The organism is Kutzneria viridogrisea DSM 43870, from assembly GCF_000525635.1.
Taxonomy (GTDB): Bacteria; Actinomycetota; Actinomycetes; order Mycobacteriales; family Pseudonocardiaceae; genus Kutzneria; species Kutzneria viridogrisea.
In genome coordinates this window covers 3,210,452-3,227,997 of sequence record NZ_CP007155.1, presented here as the reverse complement: position 1 = coordinate 3,227,997, position 17,546 = coordinate 3,210,452, and the positions used below count along the sequence as shown (strand labels likewise).

Here is a 17,546-nt window from a genome sequence, read left to right as displayed (position 1 = left end):
GAGGACGGAGGTGGCGGCATGGCCGTCGCGATCATCACGGGGGCCTCGCGGGGTCTGGGCCTGGCGCTGGCACGCGGGCTGTCCGAGGCGGGGTGGGAGCTGGTCGTCGACGCCAGGGGGGCCGACGAACTGCGCACCGCCCGCGAACAGCTGCCGGGACCGGTCACGGCGCTGCCCGGGGACGTCACCGACCCGGCGCACCGCGCGGAACTGGTGGCCGCGGCCGACCGGCTGGGCGGGGTGGACCTGCTGGTGAACAACGCCGGGGTGCTGGGGCCCAGCCCGCAGCCCGTGCTGGCCCGCTACCCGCTCGAGGTGCTGCGCCAGGTGTACGAGGTCAACGTGCTGGCGCCGCTTGCGCTGACCCAGCTCGCGCTGACCTCCTTGCGGCGCAACGGGGGCGCGGTCGCGAACATCACCTCGGACGCGGCGGTGCGGCCATACGAGGGCTGGGGCGGCTACGGCTCGGCCAAGGCGGCGGTGGAGCAGCTGAGCCGGATCCTGGCCGCGGAGGAGCCGGGGCTGCGGGTCTGGGCGGTGGATCCCGGTGACCTGCGCACGCGCATGCACCAGGAGGCGTTCCCCGGTGAGGACATCAGCGACCGGCCGCTGCCGGAGACGGTGCTGCCCGCGTTCCTGCGGCTGCTGGCGGACAGGCCGGAGTCGGGCCGGGTGAAGCTGTGAGGGCCAGCGCGCTGTGGCTGCCGTGGCAGGTCGAGGACCTGGACGCGGCGACGGAGTACTACACCGACCACATAGGACTGTCCGAAGTAGACCGCTTTGAGGACGGGGTCGTGCTGCGCGCGGCCGAGGTGACCTACCTGGAGCTGACCACACCGGGACCCGCACGCCCCGCGCCGATGGCCTTCGAGCTGGCCAGTCCGCACGCGGTGGACGAGGAGTTCCGCCTGTGGCAGCCCGATCCCGCCGACCTGCTGCGCCCGCCGGGGCACTACCCGCGCGGCCACTACGGCTTCGAGCTGCGCGGCCCCGGCGGTGCGACGATCATGATCTGGAGCGAGCGATGACGAGCACTGTGGAGTTCACCCTGCCCGCCGAACTGGAGGCGCACGAGCCGCCGGAGGCCAGGGGGCTGGACCGGGACGGGGTGCGGCTGCTCGTCAGCCGTTGCGGCTCCGGGGAGCAGAGCCACCACCGGTTCACCGAGCTGCCGGACCTGCTGGCGCCCGGGGACGTGCTGGTGGTGAACAACTCCGGCACGATGCCCGCGGCGGTGCCGGTGGCCGGGACCGAGGCCGCCGTGCACTTCTCCACCGAACAGTCCGACGGCACCTGGCTGGTGGAGGTGCGCCGGTCCATCGGGCGGACCGGGCAGCGGCTGCCGCTGGTCGGCGGGGGCTCGGTGCGGCTGCTGGAACCGTACTCACAGGGGCGGTTGTGGGTGTCCGATGTGGACACCGCGGGACTGCCGACGGTCAGCGCGTACCTGATGCGGCACGGGCAGCCGATCCGCTACGACTACGTGCCGCGCCCCTGGGCCCTGCCCTACTACCAGACGGTGTTCGCCACGCACCCCGGCAGCGCGGAGATGCCCAGCGCGGCAAGGCCGTTCACCGACCACCTGGTGACCCGGCTGGTGTCCGCCGGCGTGCTGGTGGTGCCGATCACCCTGCACACCGGCGTGGCCTCGGCCGAGGCGCACGAGCGGCCCTACCCGGAGCGGTACCAGGTCGGGGCGAGCACGGCGCGGGTCGTCAACGCGGCCAAGGAATCGGGCAACTGGGTGATCGGCGTGGGCACCACGGCGGTGCGGGCGCTGGAGAGCGCGGTGGGGTCCTGCGGGCTGGTGCACCCGGCCCGGGGCTGGACGGACCTGGTGATCACGCCGGAACGCGGGGTGCGGGTGGTGGACGGCCTGCTCACCGGGTTCCACGAGCCCAGGGCCTCGCACCTGGACCTGCTGGCGGCGGTCGCGGGCCGGGAGTCGCTGGCGGCCGGTTACGCCGAGGCGGTGCGCGAGCGCTACCTGTGGCACGAGTTCGGGGACGTCAACCTGCTGCTGCCCTGACCCGTCGTGCCGGGCCGGTGATCGGGCCGCAGACTGGGGACATGGCGAAGTTCGTGGCCACCAGTGCCCTGCCCCAGCCGGTGGCCGAGGTGTTCGACTGGCACACCCGGCCGGGCGCGATGCGGCGGCTGACCCCGCCCTGGGAGCCGGTGCGGATCCGGCAGGAGGCCGCCGACCTCACCGAGGGCTCGCGGGCGGTGCTGGAACTGGACGTGCCCGGCCCGCTGGCGCCGCGCTGGGTGGCCAGGCACACGGGCTACCGGCCGCCGTACGAGTTCGTGGACGTGCAGGAGCACGGGCCGTTCCGCAGGTGGGAGCACCACCACAGGTTCGAGCCCGGACCGGGCGGCGGCACCACGATGATCGACGAGGTGGAGTACGACCTGCCGCTGCTCGGCCTGGTCAAGCCGCTGGTGGAGGCCCGCCTGCACCGGATGTTCCGCTACCGGCACGAGCAGGTGCGCGCCGACCTGGCCGCGCACGACAGGCTGGGGCCGTACTCCCCGCTGCGGGTGGCCGTCACCGGGCCCGAGGAACCGATCGGCCTGGCGCTCAAGGCGTTGCTGAGCACCGCGGGCCACCAGGTCGTCACGGACCGGGCCGATGCGGTGATCGACCTGGACGCGTGCACCGTGACCCGCGGCGAGCGGACCGTGCGCCTGCGGTACCCGCGCGGCGAACCCGTCCGGCGCAGGCTCGCCGTGTTCGCCGCGGGCACCGACCCGGTCGAGTGGGTCACGCTGGAGGACCTGATCGGGCTCTACCACTTCGCGCTGATCCGCTCGGAGGTCAGCGGCGAGGTGCGGGCCACCGCGCCGCAGACCGTGCCGCTGCGCGAGTTCACCCGGCTCGCGGGCGCCCCGCGCGCGACCCCGCCCTGCGGTGGACCCGCGCCCCGCGGCGACTACGTGTTCCGGTACAACGCGCTGGTTCCGGCCCTGCACCAGCTCACCGGCCACCAGTAGGCTGGCCGGGTGCAGATCACCAGCGAGGGCACGGGCGCGGTGCGGATCGCCGTGCGGGGCGAGGTCGACCTGGGCACGGCTCCCGAACTGGAACGGGCCGTGCAGGCGGTGCTGGACCGGCCCGGGGTGGGCTCGGTGGTGGTGGACCTGTCCGGGGTGGACTTCATGGACTCCACGGGCCTGCGCGTGCTGATCTCCGGCCTGCAGGCCGCCCAGCGGCGCGACATCGCCTACACCGTGGCCAATCCCAGCCCGCACCTGCTCAAGGTCATCCGGGTGACCGGCATCGAGGAACTGCTCGGGCTGGCCTAGCGCACCTGCTCGGGGATGTGGTCGAGCGCGTCGAGCACCAGGGCCGCGAGTTCGGCCATGGTCCCGCCCTTGGCTGGACGCGCCTTGGCCTCGGTGAGAGCTGTCTGCACGGTGGTGCGGCGCTGTTCGTAGTTCTGACTCATCGCACGTCCTCGGCTGGACCGGGCGGCACGAAACTCCCGGTACGTCGAACCCTACGCCGAATCCATCACCGCAGGACGGTCCGCGGCGGACGAAGGTGGCGTAACGTTGCCGGTACCGAGCGCGCTCCCCGTGGGGGCTGCCGGGCCACCGCCGCTCTCGGCGATCGGCCACACCGGTCGCCAGGCGACCGGGGACGAGAGCTGCGCCATGACGTCTTTCCCGCCCGTGCAGGCCGTGCCCGACCAGGACGCGACCCACCCGCTGCGCCTGCGGCTGCGGTCGGCGGACTCGCACACAGGGCCGCTGGACGGCGCGTGGTGGCCGCGCAGCAGGGAGCTGACCGTGGAGCTGCCCGCACTGGGTGCGGCGCTGGCGGAGCGGCTGGGCCAGTTGCGGCGGGTGTCCTACTCGCTGGCGGGCTGGGACAGCACCACGCGGAGCGCGCTGGTCTCCGGCCACATCGTGCGACTGGAGGGGTTCCCCACCCAGGACAGCGCGGTCGTGCACCTGCTGGGCGCGGACCGGCTGCGGGTGAGCCTGCTCGTGGTGCCCGTGCACGCGGGCAAGACGGCGGGCCGGCTCGCGCTGGACAGAGCCTGCGCGCCGGACAACACCGACAGCCCGCAGCGGATACTGGCCGCCGCGGGCATCCTGTCGGGTGGGCCGGTGCTGCGCGGCAAGGACTGAGCTACAGCAGCGGTTCCCCGGCGAACACGCCCAGGTCCTCGCGGTAGAACTCCAGGCCGATCCCGTTGGGGTCGCGCACGTACAGGCTGTCCTCCACCCCACGGTCCGGCCCGAGGTAGTCCACGCCCTCGGCGTCCAGCTTCGCCTTGATCTCGGCGAAGTGCTCGGCCGACACCGACAGCGCCAGGTGCTGCACCCCGCCGATCGTCTCGGTGAAGTCCGGGTGGTCGTGCCCGGGGAAGTCGAAGAACCCCAACAGGTTGCGGTTGCCGAGGTCGAAGAAGAAGTGGCTCGACCCGGCGTAGTCGCGGTTCTCCACCAGCTCCACCAGCGGGAAGCCGAGGAACTCCTGGTAGAAGCGCACGGTCTGCTCCACGTCCCGGCAGATCAGCGCGAGGTGGTGCACACCGGCGGTGGGCGTGGCCGGGCGCTGCCCGGGGGCACGCAGGTACTTGTCCTTGATCTGCTCGCGACGGGCCCGCACGGCCTCCAGCGCGGCACCTTCAGGCTGCGGCATGTCCTTGTCCTCTCAGACGTCGAGTCGAGCGTGCATCTCCCAGACCAGGACCTCGGCGGGCTCGGTCGCGGTGACCCGCTGCCCCTGCGCCCCGGTGATCCTGGCCGCGTCCCCGGTGCCGAGCGCACCGGCCCCCTCCAGCTCCACCGAGCCCTGCGCCACGTACAGGTGCACGTAGGGCGCGGTCGGCAGGCTCACCACCTCGCCCGCCGCCATCCTGGCCGCGTGCAGTGCCGCGTCGGACTGCTTGATGCGGATCGCGGCGTGGTCGGCGTGCCGGGCCATGCCCGATGCCACCGGCACCAGCCCGCCGCGCAGCAGTTCGTCCCCGATCTCCAGCTGCTCGTAGCCGGGGTCAATCCCGGCCTCGTCCGGCACCACCCACATCTGCACGAAGTGCACGGGCTCGCTGTGCTCGGGCTGCCCGGTGAGCCGCCAGGAGTCGTTCTTCTCCGAGTGCAGGATGCCGGTGCCGGCGCTCATCCGCTGCGCGAGCCCGGGGTAGATCACCCCGCTGTGCCCCTCGGAGTCCTGGTGCACCAGGTTGCCGCGCAGCACCCAGGTGACGATCTCCATGTCCTGGTGCGGGTGGGTGTCGAACCCGGTGCCCGGCTTGACCACGTCGTCGTTGGACACCAGCAGCAGTCCGAAGTGGGTGTTGCGCGGGTCGTAGTGGTGGCCGAAGGAGAAGGAGTGCCTGGAATCCAGCCAGGACGCCCTGCTGCGGTACCGGTCACCCGCTCGGTGGATCCGCACTCCCGGCGTGAGCAACGCCGGAGGACTGGTCACTGCGAAGGCCATCGTCTCGCTCCTGTCGGCTCGGGGTGCTGAATCCAGCATAGTTGAGCGCTCAACAAAATGCCACTCGGTACGCTCCTCCGGTGGATCCGCTGCGCGTGTTGCTCGTCGAGGACGACGAGGGCGACGCCGTTCTGGTCGGTGCCCTGCTCGACGAGGTGAACGCCCCGGTGCGGCTCACCCACGTGCGGACGGTGTCCCAGGCGGTACAGGCCCTGTCGCAGGCCGACTGCGTGCTGCTCGACCTCGGCCTGCCCGACGCGAGCGGCCTGGACGGGCTGCGCAGGGTGCTCGACCACGCCGGGCAGGCGGCCGTGCTGGTGCTCACCGGGCACAGCGACGAGGACCGGGGCACCGAGGCCGTCGCCGTGGGCGCGCAGGACTACCTGGTCAAGGGGCAGGTGGACGGATCGCTGCTGCTGCGCGGGATCCGCTACGCGGTGGAGCGCCGCAGGGCCGAGGACGCCCACCGGCAGCTGCGCGAGGAGCGGCTGCTGTCCCAGGAAAGCGCCCGCCTGGAGCGCGGGCTGCTGCCGACCCCGCTGCTGGCCGACTGCTCGCCAGCACTGGCCGCGCGGTACAGACCGGGGCGCCAGCGCATGCAGCTGGGTGGGGACTTCTACGACGCGGTGGCCACCGCCGACGGCTCGCTGCACGTGGTGATCGGGGACGTGTGCGGGCACGGCCCGGACGAGGCGGCGCTGGGCGTGTGCCTGCGCATCGCCTGGCGTGCGCTGATCCTGTCCGGGCAGGCCGAGGAGCAGGTGCTGGACACCCTCCAGCAGCTGCTGATCCACGAGCGGCACCGCGAGGGCATCTTCACCACCTTGTGCATGGCCAGCATCGCCGCCGACCAGAGCGCGGCCCAGGTGTACCTGGCCGGGCACCCCTCCCCCATCCTGATCGAGGACGGCGGTCCGCGCCCCGTGCCGCGCGAGCGCGCCGGGCTGCCCCTGGGTGTGCTGCCCGACGCCAAGTGGACCGCGCTCACCCTGCCGCTGCGGCCCGGCTGGGCGATGCTGCTCTACACCGACGGCCTGATCGAGGGGCGCATCGGCGCGGGCGCCGAACGGCTGGGCACCGAGCGGCTGGTCGACCTGATCGCCGCGCACCGCGCCCAGGACTCGCTGCTGGACCACCTGGTGTCCACGGTGGTCGGGCTCAACGAAGGCGATCTGGAGGACGACTTGGCCCTGCTCCTGCTGACGGAGCGCCGATGACCCGCGGCTGGTCCCTGCGCCGCTGGTACCTCGTCGTGGTCGGTGTGATGGTGGCCGCCGTGCTGGGCGCGGTGGTGGTCGGGGCCCTGGCGCTCAACCGGCTCGGCGAGGCCCGCGCGCTGGTGGTCGACCAGCTCGACCCGGCCTCCCGGCAGGCGCTGGTGCTGTCCAACGCGCTGGTCAACGAGGAGACCGGGATCCGCGGCTACGTGCTCGCGCGCGACCAGGACTTCCTCCAGCCCTACCTGGACGGCAAGCGGCAGGAGGCCGCCGCGGCCGACAGCCTGCGCACGCTGTTCGTGGGCGAGCTGGCCGGTTCGGCGACCGGGCTGGCGGAGGTCGAGGACAGCGCCCAGGCCTGGCGTTCCCAGTACGCGCAGCCCGTGGTGGAGGGCACCGGTTCCGGCGCGCCCGAACTGGGCAAGGCGCTGTTCGACCAGGTGCGCGCGAAACTTGCCATGCAGGAGGCCGACCTCGCCGGGGCGCGCACCTCGGCGCGGGCGGAACTCGCCACGGCCGGGGACCAGATCGTGACGGTCGGGCTGGTGCTGGCCGGGGTGCTGATCGCGCTGGTGGTGCTGCTGGCCGTGCTCTCGCACCTGGGCGTGATCCGGCCGGTGTCCCGGCTGGTCACCGAGGTGCGCCAGGTGGCCGACGGCCGGTTCAAGCACCAGGTCCTTGGCTCGGGGCCGCGCGAGATCGTGCGGCTGGCCTCGGACGTGGACGCGATGCGCCTGCGCATCCTGGACGAGTTGGACGCCTACCAGCAGCTGCACCAGGAACTGACCCGGTCCAACTCCGAGCTGGAGCAGTTCGCCTACGTGGCCTCGCACGACCTCCAGGAGCCGCTGCGCAAGGTGGCCAGCTTCTGCCAACTGCTGGAGCGGCGCTACAAGGGGCAGCTGGACGAGCGCGCCGACCAGTACATCGGCTTCGCCGTGGACGGGGCCAAGCGCATGCAGGGCCTGATCAACGACCTGCTCGCGTTCTCCCGGGTCGGCCGGGTCACCAGGGAACAGGTCGTCATCGAGGCCGAGGCCGTGCTGGCCGCCGCCAAGGCCAACCTGGAGACCGCCATCGAGGAGTCCGGGGCCGAGATCACCGCGGGCCCGCTGCCGCGGGTGCGCGGTGAGGTCTCGCTGCTGACCGCGGTGTTCCAGAACCTGATCGGCAACGCCATCAAGTTCCGCGGCCAGGACCCGCCCCGCGTCAGCCTCACCGCCGAGCGCACCGGGGAGTTCTGGACCTTCACCTGTGCGGACTCGGGAATGGGCATCGAGGCGGAGTACGCTGAGCGGATCTTTGTGATCTTCCAGCGGTTGCACCCCAAGGACGCCTACCCGGGAACCGGGATCGGACTGGCCATGTGCCGCAAGATCGTCGAATACCACGGCGGCCGGATCTGGCTGGACGCCACCGAGGGGCCGGGCAGCACGTTCCGGTTCACCCTGCCCGCGATCGAGGAGAACAGTGAACCAGAGGCTTGACGTGATCGACGTGCTGCTCGTCGAGGACGACCCGGGCGACGCGCTGATGACCCGCGAGGCGTTCGAGCACCACAAGATCCGCAACACCCTGCACGTGGTCGCCGACGGGGTGCAGGCGTTGCAGTTCCTGCGCCGCGAGGAGCCCTACGCCGACGCCCCACGCCCCGGCATGGTGCTGCTGGACCTGAACCTGCCGCGCAAGGACGGCCGCGAGGTGCTCGCCGAGATCAAGTCCGACGAGACCCTGCGCAGCATCCCCGTGGTCGTGCTGACCACCTCCGAGGCGGAGGAGGACATCCTGCGCAGCTACAACCTGCACGCCAACGCCTACGTCACCAAGCCGGTGGACTTCGACCGGTTCATCGAGGTGATCCGGCAGATCGACGACTTCTTCGTGACCGTGGTCAAGCTGCCGCACTGAGGCACGATCGGGCTAATCGACCGGCGTACCGGTCCTGGTCTCAGTAGGTTTGGCCAGGACACCGGCACTGCCTGTTGAGGAACCTTCATGCCCAGTGCGGATCGGCGCTTCCACCTCGCCCCCACCTCCGACCTCGAGGCGCTGGAGGCCGCCGCCTCGGCCTCCTGCGGGACACAGCGCGTGGTGCCCGGCGAGCCGAGCCGGACACTGTGCGAGTTGCGGGCCGTCACCGTGGGCGGCCTCCAGGTGGTCAACGTGGTGGCGCCCCCGCTGCTGGTCCAGCGCACCCGCCGGTTCATCGACCAGGACGACCGCGACACGTACAAGGTGGTGCTGATGGTCGGCGGGGAGGTGACCCTGGACCAGCAGCGCCGCTGGGGCGCGGTGGCTCCCGGGCAGTTCGTGCTCTACGACACCTCGACCCCGTACGAGATCAACTTCCGGACCGCGCTGCGCCAGGTCATCGTGGCCATCCCCAAGTCCCGGCTGTGCCTGCCCGCCGAGGCGCTGCGCGACCGGCTGGCCGTGCCGATCACGGCCACCAGCGGGCTGCGGCGGCTGGTCGGCGGCTTCCTCAACGGGCTGGCCGAGGAACTGGACGACGCCGAGCAGGACGGCGGCCAGCACCTGGCCGACGCGCTGATCGGCATGCTGGGCATGACGGTGGCCAGCGCCCAGGTGGACAGTCCCAGCGGCAGCACGATGCTGGAGCGGGTGCTGGCCTACCTGGAGATGAACCTGGGCGACCCGGAACTGTCGGTGGAGTCGGTGGCCCGCGCGCACCACGTGTCCGTGCGCCACCTGCACCGGCTGTTCGCCGAGCGCGAGGACACCCCCAGCGCCTACATCCGGCAGCGGCGGCTGGAGCGGATGCGCTCCGACCTGGCCAACCCCCAGCTCAACGAGCACACCGTGCTGGCCATCGCGGCCCGGTGGGGCCTGACCGACCCGGCGCACGTGAGCCGGCTCTTCCGTGCCGCGTACGGGATTCCGCCGAAGGTCTACCGCAAGCTGGTGCAGTCCCAGCAGGTGCGCACCATCGCCTGATCAGCCCAGCGCCGCGGCCTCGGCGGCGATCGTGGTGGACGGCCCGTGGCCGGTGTGCACCACGGTCTCCCCGGGCAGGGTGAGCAGCCTGGTGCGGATCGAGGCCAGGATCGTGTCGTGGTCGCTGAAGGAGCGGCCGGTGGCCCCGGGCCCGCCCTGGAACAGCGTGTCCCCGGTGAACACCACGCCCAGCGCGGGCACGTGGAAGCAGCACGCCCCCGGCGCGTGGCCCGGGGTGTGCAGCACGTGCACGGCAAGCCCCGCGATCTCCAGCACCTGACCGTCGCGCAGCTCCCCGTCCGGCTCGCGCTCGGGGTGGGTCAGCCGCCACACGGGCAGGTCGTCCGGGTGCAGCAGCACGGGCGCGTCGGTGGCGGCGGCCAGCTCCGGGGCCACCCGCACGTGGTCGTCGTGGGCGTGCGTGGCCAGCACGGCGACGACCCGCCTGCCGCCGATCAGCTTGGTGATCACGTCGACGTCGTGCGGTGCGTCGATGACAGCGCACTCCGCGTCGTCACCGAGCAGCCACACGTTGTTGTCCACGTCGAAGGTCTGGCCGTCCAGCGAGAAGGTGCCGGAGGTGGTGGTGTGCTCGATGCGTACGGTCACCGATCCACCGTACCCGGACGGCGGTCCCGCACGCCGTGCGCGGCGTCTGTCATGGACGCCATGAACACCGTGAAACTCCTGCTGCTGCGCGACACCAAGCACGGCGGCGAGGCCGACCAACCGCACCGCGTGGCCAAGGCGCTGGCCGAGTTCATCTCGGCGGCGAAGACCAGCGTGGCACTGGCCATCTACGACTTCCGGCTCGGCGAGGCGCTGGCCAAACCCGTGGTGGACGCGCTGGTGCACGCCGCGAGCACCGGGGTGTCCGTGCGAATCGCCTACGACGCCAGCAAACCCGAGGACGGCACGCTCGCCTTCGCCGCGCTGGGTGCCGACCCCGCCCCGGTGGGCACGGCGGCCTGGCTGCGCGAGCAGCTCGGCGACAGCGAGGTGGTGCTCAAGCCGATCACCACCCCGTCCGGCAAGCTCATGCACGACAAGTACGTCGTGGTGGACGGCAAGTCCGTGTGGACCGGGTCGACGAACTTCACCGACGACGCGTGGACCCGCCAGGAGAACAACGTCTTACAGGTCAACGACTCCCAGGTTGCCGCCGCGTTCCTCACCGACTTCGAGCAGCTGTGGCTGGCCGGGGACATCCGCGGCACCGGGCACGGCGACCGCGGCGCGCACAAGGGCATCGCCTGGTCCTTCGCACCGGGCGAGGGCAAGGCCATCGACGCGGACCTGGTCTCGTTGATCGGCAGCGCGCGGCAGCGGCTGCTGATCGCCTCCATGGTGATCACCTCGCACACCGTGCTCGCGGCACTGGTGGCCGCCATCGACCGGGGCGTGCACCTGACCGGGATCTACGACAGCGGCCAGATGGGGCCGATCTCGCGGGCCTGGGCCAAGAGCGAGCACAGCGCGGACACCCTGCGCGACTGGAAGACCGTGTCCGGGCAGCTGGCCGACAAGCGGTCCGAGCCCTACTCCCCCACCGGCGTGCACAACTTCATGCACCTCAAGGTGCTGGTCAGCGACGACACCGTGGCCACCGGCAGCTACAACTTCAGCGCCAACGCCGAGGGCAACGCGGAGAACCAGCTGCGCATCACCTCGCCCGCGATCGCCGACCAGTACGCCCAGTTCGTCCAGGAGCTGGTGGCCACGTACAAATAGCGGATGGATCAGCTCGTCCGCGCGGCCGGGGTGTTCGTCGGCACCAACCTCGACGACCTCGTGCTGCTCACCGCGCTGTGGCTGGGCCTACGCGGACGGGTCATCTGGCTCGGCCAGTACCTGGGCTTCACGGCGCTGGTGGCGGTCAGCCTGGTCGCCGCCGCCGGGCTGGTGGTCGTGCCGGAGGACTACCTCGGCCTGCTCGGGCTCGTCCCACTCGGACTGGGCCTGTACGGCCTGGTGCGGGCCTGGCGGGACACCGAGCGGACCCCGGTCGCCGCCTCCGGGGTGCTGTCGGTGGCCGGGCTGACCATCGCCAACGGGGCCGACAACATCGGGGTCTACACCCCGTTGTTCCGCGCCAGCCCGCCCGCGCAGACCGCCGGCACGATCGCGGTGTTCCTGGTGCTGGTCGCCGTGTGGGTGTACGGCGCCCGCCTGCTCGGCAGGCACCCCACCGTGGTCAGGCTGCTGGAACGGGTCGCACACTGGCTGGTACCCGCGGTGTTCGTCGTGATCGGTCTGGTGATCCTGCTCGGGTAGCGCCGGTGTCGCGGCCATGCTTCGTGTCACGAAGGTGCCGTTCGAGACGTTGAATGTCCGCAACGGCACCTTCATGGCGTGTGGCCGCGGGCCCGGCACGGCGCCGCGCCCCGCTGGCCCCGCCCCGTGCCCCGTGTCCCGAAGGTGCCGTTCACGGCATTGGGTGTCCGCAATGGCACCTTCGCGACGCCGCTGGTGGGCTCACGCCGCTGGTGGGCTCGGCAGCCGCACCACCGCCACCACCGGGTTCGGCGACACCGCCACGACCCGCGTCCCCGGCTCCTCGCTCAGCAGCGCCACGTCGAAGGGCCCCAGCCGCTCGCCGCCCACCGACACCTCGCCGTCCAGCACCACCACTGCCACCGTGCCGCCGCCCAGTTCGGCCGGGACGCCCACCGACACCGCCGCCCCGTCCCGGCTCATCACGTTCAGGTTCACCACCGGCCCCGCCAGCAGCCTGCACCCCGTCCGGCTCCCGCCCGCGAACCGGAACGGCTCGTGCGGCCGCACCACGTGCCGCTGCCCGTCGACCGTCAACTCCATGCCGGCCCCGCGCACCACCGTGATGATCCGCTCGTGGCCCTCGAACACCGAGAACGGCCCGTCCCGTTCGACCTCGGCCAGGCTCAGCCGCCAGTCGAAGTCCGTGCCCGCACCCCGCACCGCGATCTCGCGCGTCCTGCCGCCCCCGTTGCGCCACGGCACGCTCCGGTGCTCACCCGCCCGCATCACGATCACCCGCCCGATCCTGCCACGACCGGAAGGTGGCTTTCACTGCGCTCAACGCGGCGAACGGCACTTTCGCAGCACGTCCCGGCGGTGCCAGGAAGGTGCCGTTCACGACGTTCAACGTCCGCAACGGCACCTTCGTGGCGCGGCTGCGGGCCCGGCGACCGCTCCCGTGACGTCATGAAGGTGCCCTTTGGGACACCCAGCGTCCCAAAGGGCACCTTCATGACCGTCGTGGTCTGATCGGGCGAAGTTCGGCGCGGGGTCGGCGGGCGGCGCGGCAACCCGATATGACGTAGCGGTGGCGCAACACCGGGGGTTCCGCGCGATGGTGACGGTCCAGGACTGGGACCGCCTGCTGGCGGCCGGGCAGGTGCGCCGGTTCGGCCAGGGTGAGGAACTGCTGCGGCAGGGCGCGGTGGGCGATCACGTGCTGGTGCTGACGGTGGGCCGGGTGAAGGTGTTGCGGGCGCACGAGAACGGGTCGCAGTTGCTGGTGGCGTTGCGGGCGGCGGGCGACCTGGTGGGCGAGATGGCCTCGCGGGGCAGGGGGGTGCGCTCGGCGACGGTGGTGGCGCTGGAGCCGTGCACGGCGCACGTGGTGCCCGCAGCGGAGTTCACCCCGCTGCTGACCAGGCACAACCTGTACAGCCCGTTCACCGACTACCTGACGAGCAAGTTGTACGAGTCGGTGCCCTACGGCGTACACCTGGTGCACTTCCGGCCCGCGCAGCAGCTGGCGAGGCTGCTCAGCGAGGTGGTGGCGCTGGCGGGCAACGAGGTGGCGGACCCGCTGCGCATCCCGTTCTCCCAGGAGGCACTGGCCTCGGCGCTGGGCATGGCGCGCAGCACGGTGAGCGAGGCGATCGCGGCGTTGCGCAGGGACGGGGTGCTGACGCCGGGGCCCGCGCTGTCGGTGGCGGACCCGGACCGGCTCGCGGAGCACACCAGTCACACAATGTGACCCAGATCACTCTCAGGTTGTCCGGCGGCGGACAGTGCGGGTCCCCCGCGCACGCGAGGCTCGGGCCATGACCAGGAAGCACACGACCGAGCGGGCGATGATCCTCACCGCCCCGGAGCACCCGGTGCTGCTGCACGACGCGTTGCAGCGCATCGGGTGCGGGGAGCTGTGGTCGACCGGGCCAGGCGTGGACCTGCGCCCGGAGCTGCTGCCCGCGCTGCTGAGCCCACTGCTGCACGGCCTGCAGCAGGAACTGGCCTACAAGCACCGGCTCGGCCGGGGACCCGCCGTCCGGCTGAGGGTGGGCGTGCACGTGGGACCGCCCGCTAGCCGTGCGGCGGTGCACCGGCTGCTGGAGGCCGAACCGGTGCGCGAACTGCTGGACCGGTCCAACCCCGAGGTGACCTTCGTGGTCGCGGCGATCACGCCCAGCGCCCGCGCCCTGCTGGGCGAGCGGGCGCCCGAGCTGGTGACCGCCGAGACCGGCAAGGGCCTGGTGCACCTGCACGTGCCGCAGCCCTCCGGGCGCCTGCTGGCGCTCAGAGCGGGGAGGTGAGGGGCATGCCCACGTAGTTCTCGGCGAGGCTGGTCGCCGCGGCCGTGCTGCTGGCGGTGTAGCGCAGCTGGGCCAGTTGCAGCTGCCGCTCGAACGGGGTGGCGCCGGGCTGGCGGTGCAGCATCGAGGTCATCGTCCAGGAGAAGTGCTCGGCACGCCACACCCGGCGCAACGCGGTGTCCGAATAGGACTCGACCAGCGCACTGTTGTTGTGCAGCAACAGCTCCGACAGCGCGGAGGCGAGCAGCCACACATCGGCGACCGCGAGGTTCATGCCCTTGGCACCGGTCGGCGGCACGATGTGGGCGGCATCTCCGGCCAGGAACAGTCTGCCGTGGCGCAGCGGGGAGGCCACGAAGCTGCGCATGGCGGTGATGCCCTTCTCCAGCACCGGCCCCTCGGCGAGCGCGGGCAGCCGGGTGTGCAGCTCGGACCAGATCCGCTCGTCGGGCCACTGCTCGATGCGCTCCTCGGGGTCCACCTGGAGGTAGAGCCGGGTGATCTCGGGCGATCGCATGCTGTACAGCGCGAAGCCGCGCTCGTGGTTGGCGTACACCAGTTCGTCGCGCACGGGCGCCGCCTTGGCGAGGATTCCCAACCAGGCGAAGGGATAGGTGTGGTCGTACACGGTGAGTTCGTTCTGGGGCAGGGACTTGCGGCTCACCCCGTGGAAGCCGTCGCAGCCCGCGACCACCTCGCAGACCAGCTCCTGGGGACGGCCCTCGGCGTCGGTGAAGGTGATCCGGGGCCGGTCGGAGCCGGTCTCGTGCACGGCGGTGTCGCGCACCTCGAACAGCAGCTGCCCGTGGGCGCGCCTGCGGGCGTCGATGAGGTCCTTGACCACTTCCTGCTGGCCGTACACGGTGATCGTCCTGCCGACCAGCCGCTCGAAGTCCACGTAGTGGTCCTCGCCGTCGAAGTGCAGGGAGATCCCCTTGTGCACCAAGCCTTCGCGGTCCATGCGCGCGCCGAGACCGACCTCGCGCAGCAGGTCCGCGGTGGTGCTCTCCAGCACGCCCGCGCGCACCCTGCGCCGCACGTACTGCTCCTCGCGCTCCTCCAGCACCACCGAGTCGATGCCGCGCAGGTGCAGCAGGTGCGACAGCAGCAGGCCAGCCGGCCCCGCCCCGATGATCCCGACCTGTGTGCGCACCGACCGCCTCCGCTCGCTCGCTGGTTGCCGGTGCCCAGGATGACGTCCATACTCGGCGACGGGAGCCGGTCTTCCGTTGAACGGAAGAGGAGGTGGGCACGGTGCCACGCAGGACCGCGCCGATCGTCAGCGTTGGCGCGCGGCTCCAGGCGATCCTGGAGGCGTTCACCGAGACCAGCCCGCTGCTGACCCTGTCGGAGCTCAGCAGGCGCACGGGCCTGCCGCTGACCACCACGCACCGGCTGGTGGGCGAGCTGCTCGCCGGTGGGCTGCTGGAGCGCGACGAGCTGGGCCGCTACCGGGTCGGCCTGCGGATGTGGGAGATCGGTTCGCTGGCCCCGCGCGGGCTGGGGCTGCGGGCCAGCGCGCTGCCCTTCCTCGGCGACCTGTTCGACGCGACCCGCAACCACGTGCAGTTGGCGGTGCGCGAGGGGAACGAGGTGGTCTACCTGGAGCGGATCTCCGCGCGGGACGCGGTGCACGTGGTGTCGCGGGTCGGCGGGCGGCTGCCGTTGCACGCCACGGCCGTCGGGCTGGTGCTGCTGGCGCACGCCGAACACGAGGTGCGCGAACAGGTGCTGGCGGCTCCGCTGCGCCGGTTCACCGAGCGCACGCTAGGCACGGCGGCGCAGCTGCGCAGGGCGCTGGCTGACGTGCGCAGGGACGGGTACGCGGTGTGCAACGGGGCGGTGGAGCTGGTGTCCCTGTCGGTGGCGGCCCCGGTACGGGACCAGGAGGACAACGTGGTGGCGGCGCTGTCGGTGGTGGTGCCGGCCAAGGGGGCCAACCCGAGGGCGCTGATCCCGGTGGTGCGGGCCGCGGCGCGCGGCATCTCGCGGGCGCTGGGCGCACCGAGCGGGCTGCGGCTGCCGGTGGCGGCACGGCACGAGACGCACGTGCTGCCCGAGCACGGCTGAACCGGGATTTGCCGGACTCCAGTGGTTCTGCCACCATCCAGCCACATCCAGTCGGCTTTCGGGAGTCCCGCTCGCATGTCCAGTGCCTACCTGCTGCCGATCAAGACAGCGGTGTTCGTGTTCCCACTGCTCGCCCTGTTCCTGCTCGTGCCGGTGGCGATCGTGCTGTACCGGCGGCACGGGATCATGTCGAGCTGGCGGACCCTGTCCTTCTACAGCTTCCTGTTCTACGCGCTGACGGCGTTCTGCATGACGATCGTGCCGCTGCCCGGACCCTCGGTGGACGTCTGCGCGAAGTACCCGGAGCTGGCGCACCCGCAGCTGACGCTGGGCAACACCTTCAACGACATCTGGAAGGAGGCCAAGGGCGAGGCCAGCCTGAACGCGCTGGTGCTGCACAACCCGGCGGTGATCGAGACCGGGCTGAACCTGTTGCTGCTGCTGCCGTTGGGCGTGTACCTGCGCTACCACTTCCGCCGTGGCTTCCTGGCCAGCTCGCTGATCGGCTTCGGCACCGCCGCGTTCTTCGAGCTGACCCAGCTGACCGGAGTGTGGGGCCTGTACGAGTGCCCGTACCGACTGTTCGATGTGGACGACCTGGCCGTGAACACCGCGGGCGCCATGCTGGGCTGGGCGGTGGCCGGTCCGCTGACCCGCTGGCTGCCCACCCTGGACACCCTCGACGACGCGGCGCTGGCCCGCCGTCCGGTGCCGGTGGGCAGGCGGTTGCTCGCCCTGCTGCTGGACTTCACCGGGCTGCCGTTCCTGATGGGCTTCCTGTCGTTGGTCTGCGCGGTACTGCTGGGCAAGAACTGGTTCCTGTTCGGCCCCGTGTTGGCCGTCGCGGTGTGGTTCGTGCTGCTGCCCTGGTGGACCGGTGCCACCCCGGGCAAGTGGGTCCTGCTGCTGCGCCTGGTCGGACCGGACGGCGGTCGGCCCGCCCCCTGGCGGCTGGCGGTGCGCGTGCTGGTGCTGTCGGTGCCGTTCCTGCCGATCCCGATCGGGCTGGGCGTGGTGCTCGCCGCGGCCATCTCGATCTCCTACGCGGCGGCGGGCGGCCTGCTGGACCGGATCGCGGACAATCCGGGTGTGCTGCTCGAACTGGTCGGCGAGCACCTGCCCAGTGTGCTCGCGGTGCTCGCCCTGCTGGGGGTGACCTTCGGCCTGTTCGTGGCCTTCGCGGTGGCCCTGCTGTGGCACCCGCGACGACTCGGACTGCACGAACTGATCTCCGGCGTGCACAACGTGGCTCTGCCCCACAAGCGTGCGCGCCGACCGGAGGCCACCCCCGAACCGGCCACCGAACCGGTCGCGGTGGCCGACTGA

The 17,546-nt window shown here is 71.9% G+C and carries 22 protein-coding genes; 16 read left to right on the top strand and 6 right to left on the bottom strand.

Annotated elements, in window-relative coordinates:
- The first annotated feature begins 18 nt into the window (after positions 1 to 18).
- Genes KALB_RS14510 through KALB_RS14490 form a run of 5 tightly spaced genes read left to right on the top strand, consistent with a single transcriptional unit; the run spans position 19 to position 3,306 of the window.
- A complete protein-coding gene (locus KALB_RS14510) occupies positions 19 to 684 on the top strand; it encodes an SDR family NAD(P)-dependent oxidoreductase (protein WP_025356437.1) in 666 nt (221 codons plus the stop codon).
- Positions 681 to 1,028, top strand: coding sequence for a VOC family protein (locus KALB_RS14505; RefSeq protein WP_025356436.1), 348 nt, complete (start codon positions 681 to 683; stop codon positions 1,026 to 1,028). The genes KALB_RS14510 and KALB_RS14505 overlap by 4 nt, the downstream gene beginning before the upstream one ends.
- Positions 1,025 to 2,029, top strand: a complete 1,005-nt coding sequence (locus KALB_RS14500; protein WP_025356435.1) for an S-adenosylmethionine:tRNA ribosyltransferase-isomerase — start codon at positions 1,025 to 1,027, stop codon at positions 2,027 to 2,029. The genes KALB_RS14505 and KALB_RS14500 overlap by 4 nt, the downstream gene beginning before the upstream one ends.
- A gap of 41 nt (positions 2,030 to 2,070) precedes the next feature.
- Entirely contained in the window at positions 2,071 to 2,994 is a 924-nt protein-coding gene (locus KALB_RS43885) for an SRPBCC family protein (protein WP_025356434.1), read from the top strand.
- 9 nt (positions 2,995 to 3,003) lie between these two features.
- Positions 3,004 to 3,306, top strand: coding sequence for an STAS domain-containing protein (locus KALB_RS14490; RefSeq protein ID WP_025356433.1), 303 nt, complete (start codon positions 3,004 to 3,006; stop codon positions 3,304 to 3,306).
- Here the strand turns inward: KALB_RS14490 and KALB_RS47585 are convergent.
- Positions 3,303 to 3,449, bottom strand: a complete 147-nt coding sequence (locus KALB_RS47585) for a DUF6307 family protein (RefSeq protein ID WP_158510747.1) — start codon at positions 3,447 to 3,449, stop codon at positions 3,303 to 3,305. The two genes, KALB_RS14490 and KALB_RS47585, sit on opposite strands and share 4 nt — an antisense overlap.
- Positions 3,450 to 3,657: 208 nt before the next feature.
- On the opposite strand from KALB_RS47585, the gene KALB_RS14485 reads away from it, so the two are divergent.
- Positions 3,658 to 4,137, top strand: coding sequence for a DUF5994 family protein (locus tag KALB_RS14485; protein WP_025356432.1), 480 nt, complete (start codon positions 3,658 to 3,660; stop codon positions 4,135 to 4,137).
- Between the two features lies 1 nt (position 4,138).
- Here the strand turns inward: KALB_RS14485 and KALB_RS14480 are convergent, their stop codons facing one another.
- Positions 4,139 to 4,654 carry a VOC family protein gene (locus KALB_RS14480; protein WP_025356431.1) on the bottom strand — a complete coding sequence of 172 codons (516 nt, stop codon included), beginning with the start codon at positions 4,652 to 4,654 and terminating at the stop codon, positions 4,139 to 4,141.
- A gap of 12 nt (positions 4,655 to 4,666) precedes the next feature.
- Positions 4,667 to 5,455 (bottom strand): pirin family protein, encoded by a 789-nt coding sequence (locus tag KALB_RS14475; RefSeq protein ID WP_030111448.1) that lies wholly within the window; start codon positions 5,453 to 5,455, stop codon positions 4,667 to 4,669.
- 80 nt (positions 5,456 to 5,535) lie between these two features.
- On the opposite strand from KALB_RS14475, the gene KALB_RS14470 reads away from it, so the two are divergent.
- The 4 genes from KALB_RS14470 (at position 5,536) to KALB_RS14455 (ending at position 9,627) form a co-directional block, all read left to right on the top strand.
- Positions 5,536 to 6,672 (top strand): PP2C family protein-serine/threonine phosphatase, encoded by a 1,137-nt coding sequence (locus tag KALB_RS14470; RefSeq protein ID WP_148309468.1) that lies wholly within the window; start codon positions 5,536 to 5,538, stop codon positions 6,670 to 6,672.
- Complete coding sequence (locus tag KALB_RS14465; protein WP_025356428.1) at positions 6,669 to 8,159, top strand: sensor histidine kinase; 1,491 nt, start codon at positions 6,669 to 6,671, stop codon at positions 8,157 to 8,159. The genes KALB_RS14470 and KALB_RS14465 overlap by 4 nt, the downstream gene beginning before the upstream one ends.
- Complete coding sequence (locus KALB_RS14460) at positions 8,143 to 8,580, top strand: response regulator (protein ID WP_025356427.1); 438 nt, start codon at positions 8,143 to 8,145, stop codon at positions 8,578 to 8,580. Before KALB_RS14465 ends, KALB_RS14460 begins: the two co-directional genes overlap by 17 nt.
- An 87-nt stretch (positions 8,581 to 8,667) precedes the next feature.
- Positions 8,668 to 9,627 carry a helix-turn-helix domain-containing protein gene (locus tag KALB_RS14455; protein ID WP_025356426.1) on the top strand — a complete coding sequence of 320 codons (960 nt, stop codon included), beginning with the start codon at positions 8,668 to 8,670 and terminating at the stop codon, positions 9,625 to 9,627.
- On the opposite strand, the gene KALB_RS14450 is transcribed toward KALB_RS14455, so the two are convergent.
- On the bottom strand, positions 9,628 to 10,236 hold the full coding sequence (locus KALB_RS14450) for an MBL fold metallo-hydrolase (RefSeq protein WP_025356425.1): 609 nt from the start codon (positions 10,234 to 10,236) through the stop codon (positions 9,628 to 9,630).
- A gap of 60 nt (positions 10,237 to 10,296) precedes the next feature.
- Here KALB_RS14450 and KALB_RS14445 point away from each other — a divergent pair, with 60 nt between their 5' ends.
- Together KALB_RS14445 and KALB_RS14440 are read left to right on the top strand one after the other, a co-directional pair.
- Entirely contained in the window at positions 10,297 to 11,358 is a 1,062-nt protein-coding gene (locus KALB_RS14445; protein ID WP_025356424.1) for a phospholipase D-like domain-containing protein, read from the top strand.
- Between the two features lie 3 nt (positions 11,359 to 11,361).
- Positions 11,362 to 11,901, top strand: coding sequence for a cadmium resistance transporter (locus KALB_RS14440; RefSeq protein WP_025356423.1), 540 nt, complete (start codon positions 11,362 to 11,364; stop codon positions 11,899 to 11,901).
- 201 nt (positions 11,902 to 12,102) lie between these two features.
- On the opposite strand, the gene KALB_RS14435 is transcribed toward KALB_RS14440, so the two are convergent.
- Complete coding sequence (locus tag KALB_RS14435) at positions 12,103 to 12,630, bottom strand: HutD/Ves family protein (RefSeq protein ID WP_030111446.1); 528 nt, start codon at positions 12,628 to 12,630, stop codon at positions 12,103 to 12,105.
- A gap of 301 nt (positions 12,631 to 12,931) precedes the next feature.
- On the opposite strand from KALB_RS14435, the gene KALB_RS14430 reads away from it, so the two are divergent.
- Both KALB_RS14430 and KALB_RS14425 read left to right on the top strand, forming a co-directional pair.
- A complete protein-coding gene (locus tag KALB_RS14430; protein WP_236650257.1) occupies positions 12,932 to 13,594 on the top strand; it encodes a Crp/Fnr family transcriptional regulator in 663 nt (220 codons plus the stop codon).
- Positions 13,595 to 13,661: 67 nt separating this feature from the next.
- Positions 13,662 to 14,150, top strand: coding sequence for a hypothetical protein (locus KALB_RS14425; protein ID WP_025356420.1), 489 nt, complete (start codon positions 13,662 to 13,664; stop codon positions 14,148 to 14,150).
- On the opposite strand, the gene KALB_RS14420 is transcribed toward KALB_RS14425, so the two are convergent.
- The gene (locus KALB_RS14420) at positions 14,134 to 15,303 is read right to left on the bottom strand and encodes a 4-hydroxybenzoate 3-monooxygenase (protein WP_025356419.1); all 1,170 of its coding nucleotides are present in this window, start codon (positions 15,301 to 15,303) and stop codon (positions 14,134 to 14,136) included. The genes KALB_RS14425 and KALB_RS14420 overlap by 17 nt on opposite strands.
- 101 nt (positions 15,304 to 15,404) lie before the next feature.
- Here KALB_RS14420 and KALB_RS14415 point away from each other — a divergent pair, with 101 nt between their 5' ends.
- Positions 15,405 to 16,220 (top strand): IclR family transcriptional regulator, encoded by an 816-nt coding sequence (locus KALB_RS14415; RefSeq protein ID WP_035969173.1) that lies wholly within the window; start codon positions 15,405 to 15,407, stop codon positions 16,218 to 16,220.
- Between the two features lie 75 nt (positions 16,221 to 16,295).
- Positions 16,296 to 17,546 carry a VanZ family protein gene (locus tag KALB_RS14410; RefSeq protein WP_025356417.1) on the top strand — a complete coding sequence of 417 codons (1,251 nt, stop codon included), beginning with the start codon at positions 16,296 to 16,298 and terminating at the stop codon, positions 17,544 to 17,546.